The sequence below is a fragment of the Salmonella sp. A7 genome, from assembly GCF_020181675.1.
GTDB classification, from domain to species: Bacteria; Pseudomonadota; Gammaproteobacteria; order Enterobacterales; family Enterobacteriaceae; genus Salmonella; species Salmonella enterica.
The window spans coordinates 4,406,409-4,421,658 of sequence record NZ_CP084001.1; the positions used below are offsets into that span (position 1 = coordinate 4,406,409).

Sequence of the window (15,250 nt, forward strand, 5' to 3'; positions counted from 1 at the left end):
GCGATTATGGTCCGGGCTCAGGTTCAGACCTCAATATTAATGACGAAGAGGATTAAGTATCTCATGGCTGAATGGAGCGGCGAATATATCAGCCCATACGCTGAGCACGGTAAGAAGAGTGAGCAAGTCAAAAAAATTACGGTTTCCATTCCTCTGAAGGTGTTAAAAATCCTCACCGATGAACGTACGCGTCGTCAGGTGAACAACCTGCGCCACGCCACCAACAGCGAGCTGTTGTGTGAAGCATTTCTGCACGCCTTTACCGGGCAACCCTTGCCGGATGATGCCGATCTGCGAAAAGAGCGCAGCGATGAAATCCCGGAAGCGGCAAAAGAGATCATGCGTGAGATGGGGATTGACCCGGAAACGTGGGAATACTGATAGCAAAGCATGCGGTCAGAACGCCTCTGGCCGCGCTTTTTTAACGATTCCCCCTATACACGGCTATCTCCGACATTTTTCTAAACGTTCATCTTCCCGAATAGCCCTCGATAGATAAATTTGTCAGACATGATAAGTTTCTCTTCGTTATTTTCCTGAAAAAAATTCCCGACATGCCATAACCGATATAATTTTATTATATTTAAACTTCCAATATTTGTTTAATGTTTCACGTAGCAAAGCGTACATAAATAATAATACACCGCCATATATTTACTGAATAAATAGCATAACGATGAGTATTGTTAAAAAGACCATGAACACCTCATATTTGTGACCAACATCATTATTCCCCTCCGCGGATTGTTTTACTTTTTTAAATGTTTTTTCATCTCCAACAAATAAGAAAGTTAATATACATTCAACTTATCGATAATATCGAATGGGGAAATAAATATGTTATTTACAAGGAAAGTCTTACCTGTATTATGCTGCCTGTGTTTGAGCGGCAGCGTTTTGGCCTCAGGCGTTTTAGACCCAAACAGGCCAATGGTCGCATCAGCAGATGTCATTCCAGTACATGAAGGGCCATTAGGTATGGTCGATGTCGCACCCTACGGCGGCGTTTTCCCATTAACAGCAATCATTAATAAAGCCAATCATAATGTACAGGACGTGAAGGTTACCGTTTTAGGGAAAGGGGAAAAAGGTATCCCGATCAGTTATGATGTCGGCCCGCAGGCTATAAATACCCATGACGGCATACCTGTATTTGGCTTGTATCCAGATTATGTCAATAAGGTTAAAGTTGACTGGACTGAAGAAGGTAAAAAACAAACTTATACGTGGTCCATTTACGCCGCACCGGTATCATTACCCTCTACTACCGGGCAAACTGCCGTTCTTCCTACAGTAGAACCGGTTAAAGTCGATAGCTCGCTTAAAAATCGCTTATATCTTTTTAACCATATAACAGGGATGCCAAGAGCCGGCCACATTATGCATGTCGCAGGCGGCGCGGCGAACTGGGATTATACCGGTATCAACTGGATTAGCGATACGAATGGCGATGTTCGCGGCTATATGAATATTGATAAATTCCGTAACCAGGATGATATAACGCGCTTTGGTTCCATGATGAGCTTCCATCAGGTTAACGATGGCAATCTTATTTTTGGCCAGGGTCAACGTTACTTTAAATATGATTTCTTAGGCCGCGTTATTTCCGATAAACGACTGCCAAAAGGATTTATTGATTTTTCGCACGCCATTACCGAAACGCCGAAAGGCACCTACCTGCTGCGTGTCGCAAAAGAAAATTATCCATTAAATGGTAAATACACCATCAATACGGTGCGTGATCATATTCTTGAAGTTGACCAGAACGGCGATACCGTCGATTACTGGGATCTGCCAAAAATCCTCGACCCCTATCGTGACGACGTTATTCTGGCGATGGATCAGGGAGCGGTATGTTTGAGCGTCGATGCCGAACATTCCGGTCAGGTCATGACCAAAGAGCAGCTTGCAAAACAACCCTTCGGCGATATCGCGGGCTCCGGCCCGGGCCGCAACTGGGCGCATGTTAACTCCGTCAGCTACGATCCTCGCGACGACAGCATTATCATTAGCTCGCGCCACCAGTCTGCCATCATCAAAATTGGCCGCGATAAAAAAGTGAAATGGATACTTTCCGATCCATCCGGCTGGAAAGGCGAACTGGCGAAAAAAGTGCTGAAACCCGTAGACAGCAACGGTAAACCACTAACCTGCGAAGCGCACCACTGCGACGGTGGATTTGACTGGACATGGACACAACATACCGGTTGGTTAGTGCCATCCAAAAGCACCGGAGGTAAAACCGTCGTGACCGCCTTTGATAACGGCGATGCGCGCGGCATGGAACAACCGGCCATGCCGTCAATGAAATATTCCCGCGGCGTGGAATATCAGATTGACGAAAAAAATATGACGGTTTCCCAAATGTGGGAATATGGTAAAGAGCGCGGTTTTGACTGGTACAGCGCCATTACTTCCGTCACGGAATATCGCCCGGAAACCAAAACGATGTTCATGTACTCAGCTACAGCGGGAATGAGCGGTACAAAACCGATCGTTTCCGTTCTGGATGAAGTCAAAGACGGTACTCAGGATGTGATGCTGGAGCTAAAAGTACACAGTAACCGTGCCGGTATGCTGGGTTATCGGGCGCTGATTATCGATCCAGAGCAGATGTTTAAAAAATAAAGCGAGATAGTAAAAGTAAAACAGGCGGAAGCCAACTTCCGCCTGAATGGTTAAAACGTATTGTAGTTACGACATCCACCTTATTGCCCTCGAAGAGGAATGTAAAAATATCAATGGATTACCAATCCGGTACCGACCCGATAAGCGCTGCGTCATTAGACAAACGCCACAACATACCGCGCCTTTACTGGTGATATGTCATGAAAAATCTCTTTATCGCCTGGTTAAGTTTATTGCTATATGGCTGCACAACCTTTCCACAAGCCGTAAAACCTACGACAGGCGGACATCCCTCCCCGACGGAAATCTATATCGTCAGTCATGGCTGGCACACGGGAATTATTGCGCCGGCCCATGATGTTAATACCGTTCTGCCACAGCTTAAAAAACGGTTCGCTCAGGAGACGCAGTGGTATGAAATCGGCTGGGGAGATAAGGGCTTTTATCAGTCACAAGAAATAACCACCGCGCTTACGCTCCAGGCCATGTTCTGGTCATCCGGCGCGGTTATGCACATCGTCGCCTTTTCCGGTAAACCAGAACGCTATTTCGCCGGTAGCGAGATAAAATCACTGCTCCTGCACACAAACCAGCGTAACAGTCTGATGCGTTATCTGGGCCGCAGCTTTGCGCGTGACGCAGAGGGTAATCTGATTCCGTTAAAACAAGGAATTTACGGCGATAGCCAGTTTTACGCCGCGAATGGCCGCTACGGCATACTCAATACCTGCAATAAATGGACAGCGAAGGGGCTGGAAAGCGCGGGACTGACTATAAATCCTTCGTTAAAACTCACGGCAGGAAGCGTAATGAAAGCGATTACGGATCACAGAATGTGTCTGAACAAATACTGTTATCCCTAGAAAACAAAAAAAGCGCCCTGCGGCGCTTTTTTTCTGGCGGTAACTTATTTGCTGCCAGGGATGCTGAAGCGCTTGTTGAAGCGCTCAACACGACCACCGGTATCAACAACACGCTGCTTACCAGTGAAGAACGGGTGGCATTTGCCGCACACGTCCAGGTTCAGGTCGTGACCCACGGTAGAGTGGGTTTTGATAACATTACCGCAAGAACAGGTTGCAGTAATTTCTACGTAATTCGGGTGAATACCTTTTTTCATGGGGAACCTCAGTGTAAGGCCGCGTCGCTCTTCCAGCCCTAACGCCAGACACCACGCGAAGTTAATAGTAAAGGGTTTGATGCTCACAACACGCACCAAAGGCGGCGAATCATACAGAATTTGACCACCGTATGCAAACTGATCCGCGCTCCCTTATCGTAATGTGTATACTACCCGACGAAATTTCAAGTCAGGAAGATGCTATGTCCGTCGCGCACGTTGCCTTGCCCGTTCCGCTTCCCCGAACCTTTGATTACCTGCTGCCGGAAGGCGAGGTCGCCAAAGCCGGGTGCCGCGTGCGCGTGCCGTTCGGCAAGCAGCAAGAGCGCGTAGGCATTGTCGTCTCGGTTAGCGACCACAGCGAATTGCCGCTCGATGAATTAAAATCGGTCATTGAAATCCTGGATAACGAGCCAATCTTTTCTCCCTCCATCTGGCGCTTACTCCTCTGGGCGGCGGATTACTACCACCATCCCCTCGGCGACGTTCTGTTTCACGCTCTGCCGGTTTTATTGCGTCAGGGAAAACCAGCCAGCAACGCGCCCCTATGGTATTGGTTCGCCACCGAAGAGGGGCAAGCCGTCGACATCAACAGCCTGAAACGCTCCGCCAAACAACAACAGGCGTTGGCGGCGCTGCGGCAAGGAAAGATCTGGCGCTATCAGGTAGCCGAGCTTGATTTTACTGACGCCACGCTGCAAACGCTGCGGCGTAAGGGGCTTTGTGAGCTTGCCAGTGAAACGCCCGCGTTTACCGACTGGCGGGAGCGTTATGCCGTCGCAGGAGAGCGCCTGCGGCTGAATACCGAACAGGCGACAGCAGTCGGCGCGATTCACAGCGCGTCGGACGGTTTCTCCGCCTGGTTGCTGGCAGGCGTAACCGGTTCCGGCAAGACCGAAGTGTATCTGAGCGTACTGGAAAACGTCCTCGCCCAAGGCAAACAGGCGCTGGTGATGGTGCCGGAAATCGGCCTGACGCCGCAAACGATCGCCCGTTTTCGCGAACGTTTTAACGCGCCGGTGGAAGTGCTGCATTCCGGGCTAAACGACAGCGAGCGTCTTTCGGCATGGCTGAAAGCGAAAAACGGCGAAGCGGCGATTGTCATCGGCACGCGCTCCTCGCTGTTTACGCCGTTTAAAAATCTTGGCGTGATTGTCATCGACGAAGAGCACGACAGCTCTTATAAACAGCAGGAAGGGTGGCGCTACCATGCCCGCGATTTGGCTGTGTATCGCGCCCATAGCGAGCAAATCCCGATTATTCTCGGCTCCGCCACCCCAGCCCTGGAAACGCTATGCAACGTGCGGCAGAAAAAATACCGGATGCTGCGTCTGACGCGGCGCGCAGGCAACGCCCGCCCAGCCCTGCAGCATGTGCTGGATTTAAAAGGCCAGCGTCTTCAGGCGGGACTGGCGCCCGCCCTTATCGCCCGTATGCGCCAACATCTCCAGGCCGACAATCAGGTAATTTTATTTCTTAACCGCCGGGGATTCGCACCCGCGCTGCTTTGCCACGACTGCGGCTGGATTGCGGAGTGCCCGCGTTGCGATCACTACTACACGCTGCACCAGGCGCAGCATCATTTACGCTGTCATCACTGCGACAGCCAGCGTCCGGTACCGCGTCAGTGCCCCTCCTGCGGCTCCACACATATGCTACCGGTTGGGTTAGGGACCGAACAGCTGGAACAGGTGCTGGCGCCCTTCTTCCCCGGCGTGCCGATCTCACGAATCGACCGTGATACCACCAGTCGTAAAGGCGCGCTGGAGCAGCATCTGGCGGAAGTTCACCGCGGCGGAGCGCGCATTCTGATAGGCACACAAATGCTGGCGAAAGGCCATCACTTTCCGGACGTCACGCTGGTGGCGTTGCTGGACGTCGATGGCGCGCTTTTTTCCGCAGATTTTCGTTCGGCGGAACGCTTCGCCCAGCTCTACACTCAGGTTTCCGGCCGCGCCGGACGCGCGGGTAAACAGGGCGAAGTGGTGCTCCAAACGCACCATCCTGAGCATCCCCTGCTGCAAACGTTACTGTATAAAGGCTATGATGCGTTTGCGGAGCAGGCGCTGGCGGAACGGCAAACGCTCCAGCTTCCGCCGTGGACCAGCCACGTCATTATTCGCGCAGAGGATCACAACAATCAGCAGGCGCCCGTCTTTCTCCAGCAGTTGCGTAATCTGATTCAGGCCAGCCCGCTATCAGACGATAAGCTGTGGATCTTAGGTCCGGTTCCGGCCCTCGCGCCAAAACGCGGCGGCCGCTATCGCTGGCAAATTTTACTTCAGCATCCTTCACGGATTCGCCTGCAACACATCATCAGCGGCACGCTGGCGTTGATCAATACGCTCCCTGAAGCGCGGAAAGTTAAATGGGTTCTGGACGTCGATCCGATTGAAGGATAGTCCTCACGATGCGAGGCGGATCGTAAAATTAAAGATCCATCACACTTTTTATGAAAATTCTGTAACCGCTTCCACGCACTATCTGATAAAAATGTTTTCGATGAGTGTTACCAGGGATAGATCTGCGCCAGCAGTTCCCAGGCGAGGAGAAAGAGTGAAATCGAACAAGCAGGTTACTGCCGCTACGATGAAGGATGTTGCGTTGAAGGCGAAAGTCTCTACGGCAACCGTATCCCGCGCGTTAATGAACCCCGATAAAGTCTCCCAGTCGACCCGTAGCCGGGTTGAACAGGCCGCGCTTGAAGTGGGTTATTTCCCGCAGTCGATGGGGCGAAATGTAAAACGCAATGAATCCCGTACGATTCTGGTGATTGTCCCGGATATTTGCGATCCCTTCTTCAGTGAAATTATCCGCGGTATCGAAGTGACCGCGGCAGAACAGGGGTATCTGGTGCTGATTGGCGATTGCGCCCATCAAAACCAGAAAGAAAAAACCTTTCTTAATCTCATCATCACCAAACAGATCGACGGCATGGTACTTCTCAGTTCCCGACTGCCCTTTGACGCCAGCGTTGAGGAGCAGCGCAATTTGCCTCCGATGGTGATGTCGAATGAGTTCGCGCCGGAGCTTGAACTGCCGACGGTACATATTGATAACCTGACCGCCGCGTTCAATGCCATGAACTACCTGTTGGATTTGGGCCACAAGCGGATTGGTTGTATTGCGGGGCCGGAAGATATGCCGCTCTGTCACTATCGCTTACAAGGTTACGTACAGGCATTAAGGCGCAGTGGCATTGTGGTCGATCCGCATTACATCGCCCGTGGCGACTTTACCTTTGAAGCCGGGGCAAACGCATTAAAGCAGTTGCTTGAGCAACCGTTGCCGCCTACCGCCGTCTTTTGTCATAGCGACGTAATGGCGCTGGGCGCCCTCTCCTGGGCCAAGCGCCAGGGTCTGAAAGTGCCTGACGATCTGTCGATTATCGGCTTTGACAATATCGCGCTGGCCGAGTTTTGCGACCCTCCGTTGACAACCGTGGCGCAGCCGCGTTTTGACATTGGTCGCGAGGCGATGCTGTTGTTGCTCGATCAGATGCAGGGGCAAAATGTGAGCAGCGGCTCGCGTTTAATGGATTGCGAGCTGATTATTCGCGGTTCTACGCGCGCTTTACCCTAAAGTAAATAGCTTTAAGACTCACCTGTCTGGTCAAAGGCCCGCCGCTTCAGTAACATGACGGGCTGACGAACGAATAAATACAGCGAAACGATAGTGGCACAACGAGATTATGTACGTCGCGGCCAACCGGCTCCTTCGCGGCGCAAAAAGAGCACCTCACGGAACTCACGGAAAAAGCAAAGCAACATGCCTGCCGTCTCGCCGGCAATGGTCGCGATTGCGGCAGCCGTCCTTGTGACCTTTATCGGCGGTCTGTACTTCATTACTCACCATAAGAAAGAAGAGTCCGAAACGCTACAAAACCAGAAAGTCACCGGCAATGGGCTTCCGCCAAAACCGGAAGAGCGCTGGCGTTACATCAAAGAGCTGGAAAGTCGCCAGCCGGGCGTGCGTACGCCAACGGAACCGTCCGCCGGCGGCGAAGTCATGAATCCGAATCAGCTCACCAGCGAACAGCGTCAACTCCTGGAGCAGATGCAGGCGGATATGCGTCAGCAGCCGACGCAACTTAACGAAGTGCCGTGGAACGAGCAGACGCCAGAACAACGCCAGCAAACGCTACAGCGCCAGCGTCAGGCGCAGCAGCAGTGGGCTCAAACGCAGCCTGTTCAGCAACCACGTACGCAGCCGCGGGTAAACGAGCAGCCGCAAACACGCACGGTACAGTCCGCCCCGGCGCAACCCGCGCGCCAAAGTCAGCCGCCGAAGCAGACGGCCTCGCAGCAACCTTATCAGGATTTGCTGCAAACGCCGGCGCATACCAGCGCGGCAGCGCCGAAAGCCGCGCCAATTACGCGCGCGCCTGAAGCGCCGAAGGCGACAGCAGAGAAAAAAGATGAGCGTCGCTGGATGGTGCAATGTGGTTCATTCAAAGGCGCCGAGCAGGCAGAAAGCGTCCGCGCTCAGCTGGCGTTTGAAGGCTTTGACTCCAAAATTACCACCAATAACGGCTGGAATCGCGTGGTTATCGGGCCGGTGAAAGGTAAAGAAAATGCCGACAGCACCATTAACCGTCTGAAGATGGCGGGCCATACAAACTGCATTCGACTCGCCACCGGGGGTTGAAACCCTCAAAATCTCCCCCATCTATACTTGCATTATGCCCCGTACGCAGTACGGGGCCGCAATTCAGCATTAGTAACCAAGGGGTCTGCTCGTGACAACAATAGTAAGCGTACGCCGTAACGGCCACGTGGTAATCGCCGGTGATGGTCAGGCCACACTGGGTAACACAGTAATGAAAGGCAACGTGAAGAAAGTCCGCCGCCTCTACAACGACAAGGTCATTGCGGGCTTTGCGGGCGGTACTGCGGATGCATTCACGCTGTTCGAGCTGTTTGAACGTAAACTGGAAATGCATCAGGGGCACCTGGTCAAAGCCGCCGTTGAACTGGCGAAAGACTGGCGTACCGACCGTATGCTACGCAAACTGGAAGCGTTGCTGGCCGTCGCGGATGAAACCGCCTCGCTCATCATCACGGGTAACGGCGATGTCGTGCAACCTGAAAACGATTTAATTGCTATCGGCTCCGGCGGTCCTTATGCCCAGGCTGCCGCTCGCGCTCTGTTGGAAAATACCGAGCTCGGCGCGCGCGAAATTGCTGAAAAGGCGTTGGATATTGCAGGCGATATCTGCATTTACACCAACCATTTCCACACCATTGAAGAATTGACCGCCAAAGCGTAAGGACCTCTCATGTCTGAAATGACCCCACGCGAAATTGTCAGCGAACTGAACAAACACATTATCGGCCAGGATAACGCAAAGCGTTCCGTGGCGATTGCATTGCGTAACCGCTGGCGTCGTATGCAGCTTGATGAAGAGCTGCGCCACGAAGTAACGCCGAAAAATATTCTGATGATTGGCCCAACCGGCGTCGGTAAAACCGAAATCGCCCGTCGTCTGGCAAAACTCGCCAACGCGCCGTTCATTAAAGTTGAAGCCACCAAATTCACCGAAGTGGGCTACGTCGGGAAAGAAGTGGACTCTATCATCCGCGATCTGACCGATGCCGCTGTGAAAATGGTTCGCGTACAGGCTATCGAGAAAAACCGCTATCGTGCGGAAGAGTTGGCGGAAGAACGTATTCTCGACGTACTGATCCCACCCGCAAAAAATAACTGGGGCCAGGCCGAACAGCAGCAGGAGCCTTCTGCCGCCCGTCAAACGTTCCGCAAAAAACTGCGCGAAGGCCAGCTCGACGATAAAGAGATCGAGATTAACCTCGCCGCCGCGCCGATGGGCGTAGAGATTATGGCACCTCCGGGCATGGAAGAGATGACCAGCCAGTTGCAGTCTATGTTCCAGAACCTGGGCGGTCAGAAACAGAAACCGCGTAAGCTGAAAATTAAAGACGCGATGAAACTGTTGGTTGAAGAAGAGGCTGCTAAGCTGGTCAACCCGGAAGAGCTGAAACAGGACGCTATCGACGCGGTTGAACAGCACGGCATCGTGTTTATCGATGAAATTGACAAAATTTGTAAGCGTGGCGAAACCTCCGGCCCGGATGTTTCACGCGAAGGCGTACAGCGCGACTTACTGCCGCTGGTAGAAGGCTGCACGGTTTCGACCAAACACGGGATGGTCAAAACGGATCATATTCTGTTTATCGCCTCTGGCGCGTTCCAGGTGGCGAAGCCGTCTGATCTGATCCCGGAACTGCAGGGCCGTCTGCCGATTCGCGTTGAACTTCAGGCGCTGACCACCAGCGATTTCGAACGCATTTTGACCGAGCCAAACGCCTCCGTCACCGTGCAGTATAAAGCGCTGATGGCAACTGAAGGCGTCAATATCGAGTTCACCGATTCCGGTATTAAACGTATTGCCGAAGCCGCCTGGCAGGTTAACGAAACCACCGAAAACATCGGCGCGCGCCGTCTGCATACCGTACTGGAGCGTCTGATGGAAGAGATTTCCTATAACGCCAGCGATCTGCACGGCCAAAACATCACAATTGATGCGGAATATGTGAGCAAACATCTGGATGCGCTGGTCGCAGATGAAGATCTAAGCCGTTTTATCTTATAATCGCGTCCAATGCATTTTCATCACTGTTGATGGGGCTGAAAAGCCCCATTTTTATTGGCGCTAAATATGACTGAACAACAACAAATTAGCCGCACCCAGGCCTGGCTGGAAAGCTTACGACCCAAAACCTTACCCCTCGCCTTTGCGGCGATTATCGTCGGTACGGCCCTGGCATGGTGGCAAGGCTATTTCGATCCTCTGGTCGCACTGCTGGCCCTTATCACCGCCGGGCTGCTGCAAATTTTATCCAACCTCGCCAATGATTACGGCGACGCTGTCAAAGGCAGTGATAAACCGGATCGCATCGGGCCGCTGCGGGGGATGCAAAAAGGCGTCATCACCCGGCAGGAGATGAAGCGGGCGTTAATCATTACCGTCGTGCTGATCTGTATCTCCGGACTGGCGCTGGTGGCGGTCGCGTGCCATACGTTAACCGATTTTGTCGGCTTCCTGATTTTGGGCGGGCTGTCGATTATCGCCGCCATCACCTACACCGTGGGTAATCGGCCCTACGGTTATATCGGGCTGGGTGATATCTCTGTTCTGGTATTCTTTGGCTGGCTAAGTGTCATGGGGAGCTGGTATCTCCAGGCGCATACGTTGATTCCGGCGCTAATTCTCCCGGCCACCGCCTGCGGTTTACTGGCGACGGCGGTGCTGAATATTAATAACCTGCGCGATATTAATAGCGACAGAGAGAACGGCAAAAACACCCTTGTGGTACGACTCGGCGATGTCAACGCGCGTCGTTATCACGCCTGCCTGTTGCTAGGCGCGCTGCTCTGTCTGGCGCTGTTTAATCTGCTCTCGCTACACAGTCCGTGGGGATGGTTGTTTATTCTGGCCGCGCCATTGCTCATTAAACAAGCGCGCTACGTAATGCGCGAAAGGGAGCCTGCGGCAATGCGCCCAATGCTTGAACGTACCGTTAAAGGCGCGTTGTTAACCAACCTGTTATTTGTGATTGGGATACTCTTAAGTCAGTGGGCCATTTAACTGACAAATATCAATTAACAATTGATGATTTTGCCAACAGTATACTTAGCGCGATATACTAAAAATTCTCGCAGCAACTGAACGTTAAGCCTATGAAATACGATACTTCCGAGCTTTGTGACATCTATCAGGAAGATGTCAACGTCGTGGAACCGCTGTTCTCCAATTTTGGAGGACGGTCGTCGTTTGGCGGACAAATCATCACGGTAAAATGTTTCGAGGACAACGGGTTGCTGTACGATCTGCTCGAACAAAATGGCCGTGGTCGGGTTCTGCTGGTCGATGGCGGCGGTTCTGTCCGTCGTGCATTAGTCGATGCGGAGCTGGCGCGTCTGGCTACGCAAAATGAATGGGAAGGGCTGGTTATCTATGGCGCGGTGCGTCAGGTGGACGATCTGGAAGAGCTGGATATCGGCATTCAGGCGATCGCCGCCATTCCGGTTGGCGCCGCAGGTGAAGGCATTGGGGAAAGCGATGTGCGCGTCAATTTCGGCGGCGTGACGTTCTTCTCCGGCGATCATCTCTATGCCGACAACACCGGGATTATCCTTTCCGAAGACCCGCTTGATATCGAGTGATCAAAAAAGGCGCCGTAAGGCGCCTTTTTTATGCGTTGTCGCTGATTGCCGGATGGCAGCTTACGCCTTATCCGACCCACCGGTATCCGCATTCTAAATCCTCTATAGATTTCGCGTCAGGGCAAGGCGGCAAGTAAGTGAATCCCCAGGAGCATAAGCCACTATGTGACTGGGGTGAACGCACGCAGCCAACGCCGCCATAACGTGAAATATGACGAGGATTAGACTTCTTCCATACGACCAAGCAGCGCCTGCAAACGTTCCTGCCAGCCGCTCTGCTGTTCCTTCAGAGAATTATTTTCACGCTCGAGTTCTTCACGCTGATGCTGTGCAGACTGCACTTCCTGCGTCAGGCTGTTGTTCTTTTCTTTCAGCTCTTCAATTTCCATCTGTAACAGGGTGATGGTGTCAATCGCCTGCTGTACTTTTGCTTCCAGTTTCTCAAACACTTCTAAAGACATGATCTTACCTCTCCTGAATTGCAAGGCGACGCTTCACGTAAACGCGCACAATATATAGTGTCGATTGTATGAAGCCCCGCTCTCGCTGTCCAGCGACATACCGCGTAGATCGCGGTTTGCAGCAATTTTCATCCATCTCCTGGTAACATTCATTCAATAACTTAAAAGTGTTAACATATTGGTTAATGAAATGATTCAATTCACTCTCTTCTGCTGTCTCAAAATGCGCCTCATGGCGCGATAACGCTCATTTTATTGACGCAGTACACACATTTTGATTTCGATATTTCTCGTTTTTGCTCGTTAACGATAAATTAACAGTGTGCCTACAGGGCATCGTGGATGTCCATGACCTCCTCGCATACCAATAATCATTACATACTCTTCAGGATCCGATTATGAGTCAAACATCAACCTTAAAAGGCCAGTGCATTGCTGAATTCCTCGGTACCGGGTTGTTGATTTTTTTCGGTGTGGGTTGTGTCGCTGCGCTTAAAGTTGCCGGAGCTACTTTTGGACAGTGGGAAATCAGCGTCATCTGGGGTCTGGGGGTGGCGATGGCTATCTACCTGACGGCAGGTGTTTCTGGCGCACACCTGAACCCGGCAGTGACCATCGCACTCTGGCTATTTGCCTGTTTCGACAAACGTAAAGTTGTTCCTTTTATTATTTCTCAAGTTGCCGGCGCCTTTTGCGCAGCGGCGTTAGTTTACGGGCTTTATTACAATCTTTTTGTGGACTTCGAACAAACCCACCATATCGTCCGTGGCAGCGTTGAAAGTCTCGATCTCGCAGGCATTTTCTCAACTTACCCGAATCCTCATATCAATTTTGTGCAGGCCTTCGCGGTTGAAATGGTGATTACCGCTATTCTGATGGGGCTGATTCTGGCGCTGACCGACGACGGCAACGGCGTACCTCGCGGTCCGCTTGCGCCACTGCTCATTGGTTTACTGATCGCCGTTATCGGTGCCTCTATGGGGCCGTTGACCGGGTTTGCGATGAATCCGGCGCGTGACTTTGGCCCCAAAATGTTCGCCGGGCTTGCCGGCTGGGGTGAAATTGCGTTTACCGGCGGTAGAGACATTCCTTACTTCCTGGTGCCGCTGTTTGGCCCCATCGTCGGCGCCATTCTGGGCGCGTTTGCTTATCGCAAATTTATTGGCCGTCATTTGCCGTGCGATACCTGCGTCGTGGAAGAGAAGGACTCCACCGCGACCACACAACAAAATGCTTCGCTGTAATCTGATTACGGGACAAAATTATGACTGAAAAAAAATATATCGTTGCGCTCGACCAGGGCACCACCAGCTCCCGCGCGGTCGTTATGGATCATGACGCGAATATCGTCAGCGTATCACAGCGCGAATTTGAGCAAATTTATCCTAAGCCAGGCTGGGTAGAACACGACCCGATGGAAATTTGGGCGTCCCAAAGCTCAACGCTGGTAGAAGTGCTGGCCAAGGCCGATATCAGTTCCGATCAGATTGCCGCTATCGGTATCACCAACCAACGTGAAACCGCGATCGTCTGGGAACGTGAAACCGGCAAACCGATATACAACGCTATTGTCTGGCAGTGCCGTCGTACCGCCGATATTTGCGAACAGCTTAAACGCGACGGCATGGAAGATTACATCCGCGACAATACCGGTCTGGTCGTCGACCCGTACTTCTCTGGCACTAAAGTGAAATGGATCCTTGACCATGTGGAAGGTTCGCGCGAACGCGCGAAGCGTGGCGAGCTGCTGTTCGGTACGGTGGATACCTGGCTTATCTGGAAGATGACGCAGGGCCGCGTCCACGTTACGGATTACACCAACGCCTCACGAACCATGCTGTTCAACATCCATGATTTGGACTGGGACGATAAGATGCTGGACGTGCTGGATATCCCACGCGCGATGCTGCCCCAGGTACGTAAGTCCTCCGAAGTCTACGGCCAGACCAATATTGGCGGTAAAGGCGGTACACGTATTCCTATCGCCGGGATTGCCGGGGATCAGCAGGCCGCGCTATTCGGCCAACTGTGCGTAAAGGAAGGAATGGCAAAGAACACCTACGGCACCGGCTGCTTTATGCTGATGAACACCGGCGAGAAAGCGGTAAAATCGGAAAACGGCCTGCTGACCACCATCGCCTGCGGCCCAAGCGGCGAAGTCAACTATGCGCTGGAAGGCGCGGTGTTTATGGCGGGAGCGTCCATTCAATGGCTGCGTGATGAAATGAAGCTCATCAGCGACGCGTTCGACTCCGAATATTTCGCCACGAAAGTGAAAGATACCAACGGCGTCTACGTGGTTCCGGCCTTCACCGGTCTGGGCGCGCCGTACTGGGACCCGTATGCCCGCGGCGCCATTTTTGGCCTGACCCGCGGCGTGAACTCTAATCACATTATCCGCGCGACGCTCGAATCTATCGCTTACCAGACCCGCGACGTACTGGAAGCGATGCAGGCCGACTCCGGTATCCGCCTGCATGCTTTGCGTGTGGACGGCGGCGCAGTGGCCAACAACTTCCTGATGCAGTTCCAGTCAGATATTCTCGGCACGCGGGTGGAACGCCCGGAAGTGCGCGAAGTGACCGCGCTGGGCGCCGCCTATCTGGCTGGTCTGGCCGTCGGTTACTGGCAGAACCTGGACGAGCTGCAGGAAAAAGCCGTCATTGAGCGAGAATTCCGCCCCGGCATTGAAACCACCGAGCGTAACTACCGTTACAGCGGCTGGAAGAAAGCGGTTAAACGCGCAATGGCGTGGGAAGAACACGACAAGTAAGGTCGCCATCCGGCAAAATCTTTGTGCGGGGGCAACTCCGCACACACATCAATTATTCCCTCCTTCCCCTGTGCTACACTGCGC

14 protein-coding genes are annotated in these 15,250 nt (G+C 52.6%); 12 read left to right on the forward strand and 2 right to left on the reverse strand.

Going from position 1 to position 15,250, the window contains the following annotated elements:
• Window positions 1-63: 63 nt before the first annotated feature.
• From metJ to LCS67_RS21330, 3 genes are all read left to right on the forward strand, one after another.
• Window positions 64-381 (forward strand): met regulon transcriptional regulator MetJ, encoded by a 318-nt coding sequence (gene metJ / locus LCS67_RS21320; protein ID WP_000852811.1) that lies wholly within the window; start codon window positions 64-66, stop codon window positions 379-381.
• Between the two features lie 456 nt (window positions 382-837).
• Entirely contained in the window at window positions 838-2,628 is a 1,791-nt protein-coding gene (locus LCS67_RS21325) for an aryl-sulfate sulfotransferase (protein WP_000899639.1), read from the forward strand.
• 200 nt (window positions 2,629-2,828) lie between these two features.
• Complete coding sequence (locus tag LCS67_RS21330) at window positions 2,829-3,491, forward strand: TIGR02117 family protein (RefSeq protein ID WP_000792791.1); 663 nt, start codon at window positions 2,829-2,831, stop codon at window positions 3,489-3,491.
• A 44-nt stretch (window positions 3,492-3,535) separates the two neighbouring features.
• Here the strand turns inward: LCS67_RS21330 and rpmE are convergent, their stop codons facing one another.
• Window positions 3,536-3,748, reverse strand: a complete 213-nt coding sequence (rpmE, locus tag LCS67_RS21335; RefSeq protein ID WP_000715284.1) for a 50S ribosomal protein L31 — start codon at window positions 3,746-3,748, stop codon at window positions 3,536-3,538.
• 203 nt (window positions 3,749-3,951) lie between these two features.
• Between rpmE and priA the strand changes: the two genes are divergently transcribed.
• The 7 genes from priA to rraA all read left to right on the forward strand — a co-directional run bounded on the left by priA (window position 3,952) and on the right by rraA (window position 11,932).
• Complete coding sequence (gene priA / locus LCS67_RS21340) at window positions 3,952-6,150, forward strand: primosomal protein N' (RefSeq protein ID WP_000109376.1); 2,199 nt, start codon at window positions 3,952-3,954, stop codon at window positions 6,148-6,150.
• 154 nt (window positions 6,151-6,304) lie between these two features.
• On the forward strand, window positions 6,305-7,330 hold the full coding sequence (gene cytR, locus LCS67_RS21345) for a DNA-binding transcriptional regulator CytR (RefSeq protein ID WP_000841337.1): 1,026 nt from the start codon (window positions 6,305-6,307) through the stop codon (window positions 7,328-7,330).
• 93 nt (window positions 7,331-7,423) lie between these two features.
• On the forward strand, window positions 7,424-8,395 hold the full coding sequence (gene ftsN / locus LCS67_RS21350) for a cell division protein FtsN (protein ID WP_000068814.1): 972 nt from the start codon (window positions 7,424-7,426) through the stop codon (window positions 8,393-8,395).
• Between the two features lie 91 nt (window positions 8,396-8,486).
• Window positions 8,487-9,017 (forward strand): ATP-dependent protease subunit HslV, encoded by a 531-nt coding sequence (gene hslV, locus LCS67_RS21355; protein ID WP_000208240.1) that lies wholly within the window; start codon window positions 8,487-8,489, stop codon window positions 9,015-9,017.
• A gap of 9 nt (window positions 9,018-9,026) precedes the next feature.
• Window positions 9,027-10,358: an HslU--HslV peptidase ATPase subunit gene (gene hslU, locus LCS67_RS21360; RefSeq protein WP_001293360.1), complete on the forward strand. Its 1,332-nt coding sequence runs from the start codon at window positions 9,027-9,029 to the stop codon at window positions 10,356-10,358.
• 66 nt (window positions 10,359-10,424) lie between these two features.
• Window positions 10,425-11,354: a 1,4-dihydroxy-2-naphthoate polyprenyltransferase gene (gene menA / locus LCS67_RS21365; RefSeq protein WP_000139638.1), complete on the forward strand. Its 930-nt coding sequence runs from the start codon at window positions 10,425-10,427 to the stop codon at window positions 11,352-11,354.
• A 92-nt stretch (window positions 11,355-11,446) separates the two neighbouring features.
• A complete protein-coding gene (gene rraA, locus LCS67_RS21370) occupies window positions 11,447-11,932 on the forward strand; it encodes a ribonuclease E activity regulator RraA (RefSeq protein ID WP_000872918.1) in 486 nt (161 codons plus the stop codon).
• A gap of 221 nt (window positions 11,933-12,153) precedes the next feature.
• Here the strand turns inward: rraA and zapB are convergent, their stop codons facing one another.
• Window positions 12,154-12,393, reverse strand: coding sequence for a septal ring assembly protein ZapB (gene zapB / locus LCS67_RS21375; RefSeq protein WP_000051370.1), 240 nt, complete (start codon window positions 12,391-12,393; stop codon window positions 12,154-12,156).
• Window positions 12,394-12,791: 398 nt separating this feature from the next.
• Here zapB and LCS67_RS21380 point away from each other — a divergent pair, with 398 nt between their 5' ends.
• Window positions 12,792-13,637, forward strand: a complete 846-nt coding sequence (locus LCS67_RS21380; RefSeq protein WP_000084285.1) for an MIP/aquaporin family protein — start codon at window positions 12,792-12,794, stop codon at window positions 13,635-13,637.
• A 20-nt stretch (window positions 13,638-13,657) separates the two neighbouring features.
• Window positions 13,658-15,166 carry a glycerol kinase GlpK gene (gene glpK, locus LCS67_RS21385; RefSeq protein WP_001523753.1) on the forward strand — a complete coding sequence of 503 codons (1,509 nt, stop codon included), beginning with the start codon at window positions 13,658-13,660 and terminating at the stop codon, window positions 15,164-15,166.
• Window positions 15,167-15,250 lie beyond the last annotated feature (84 nt).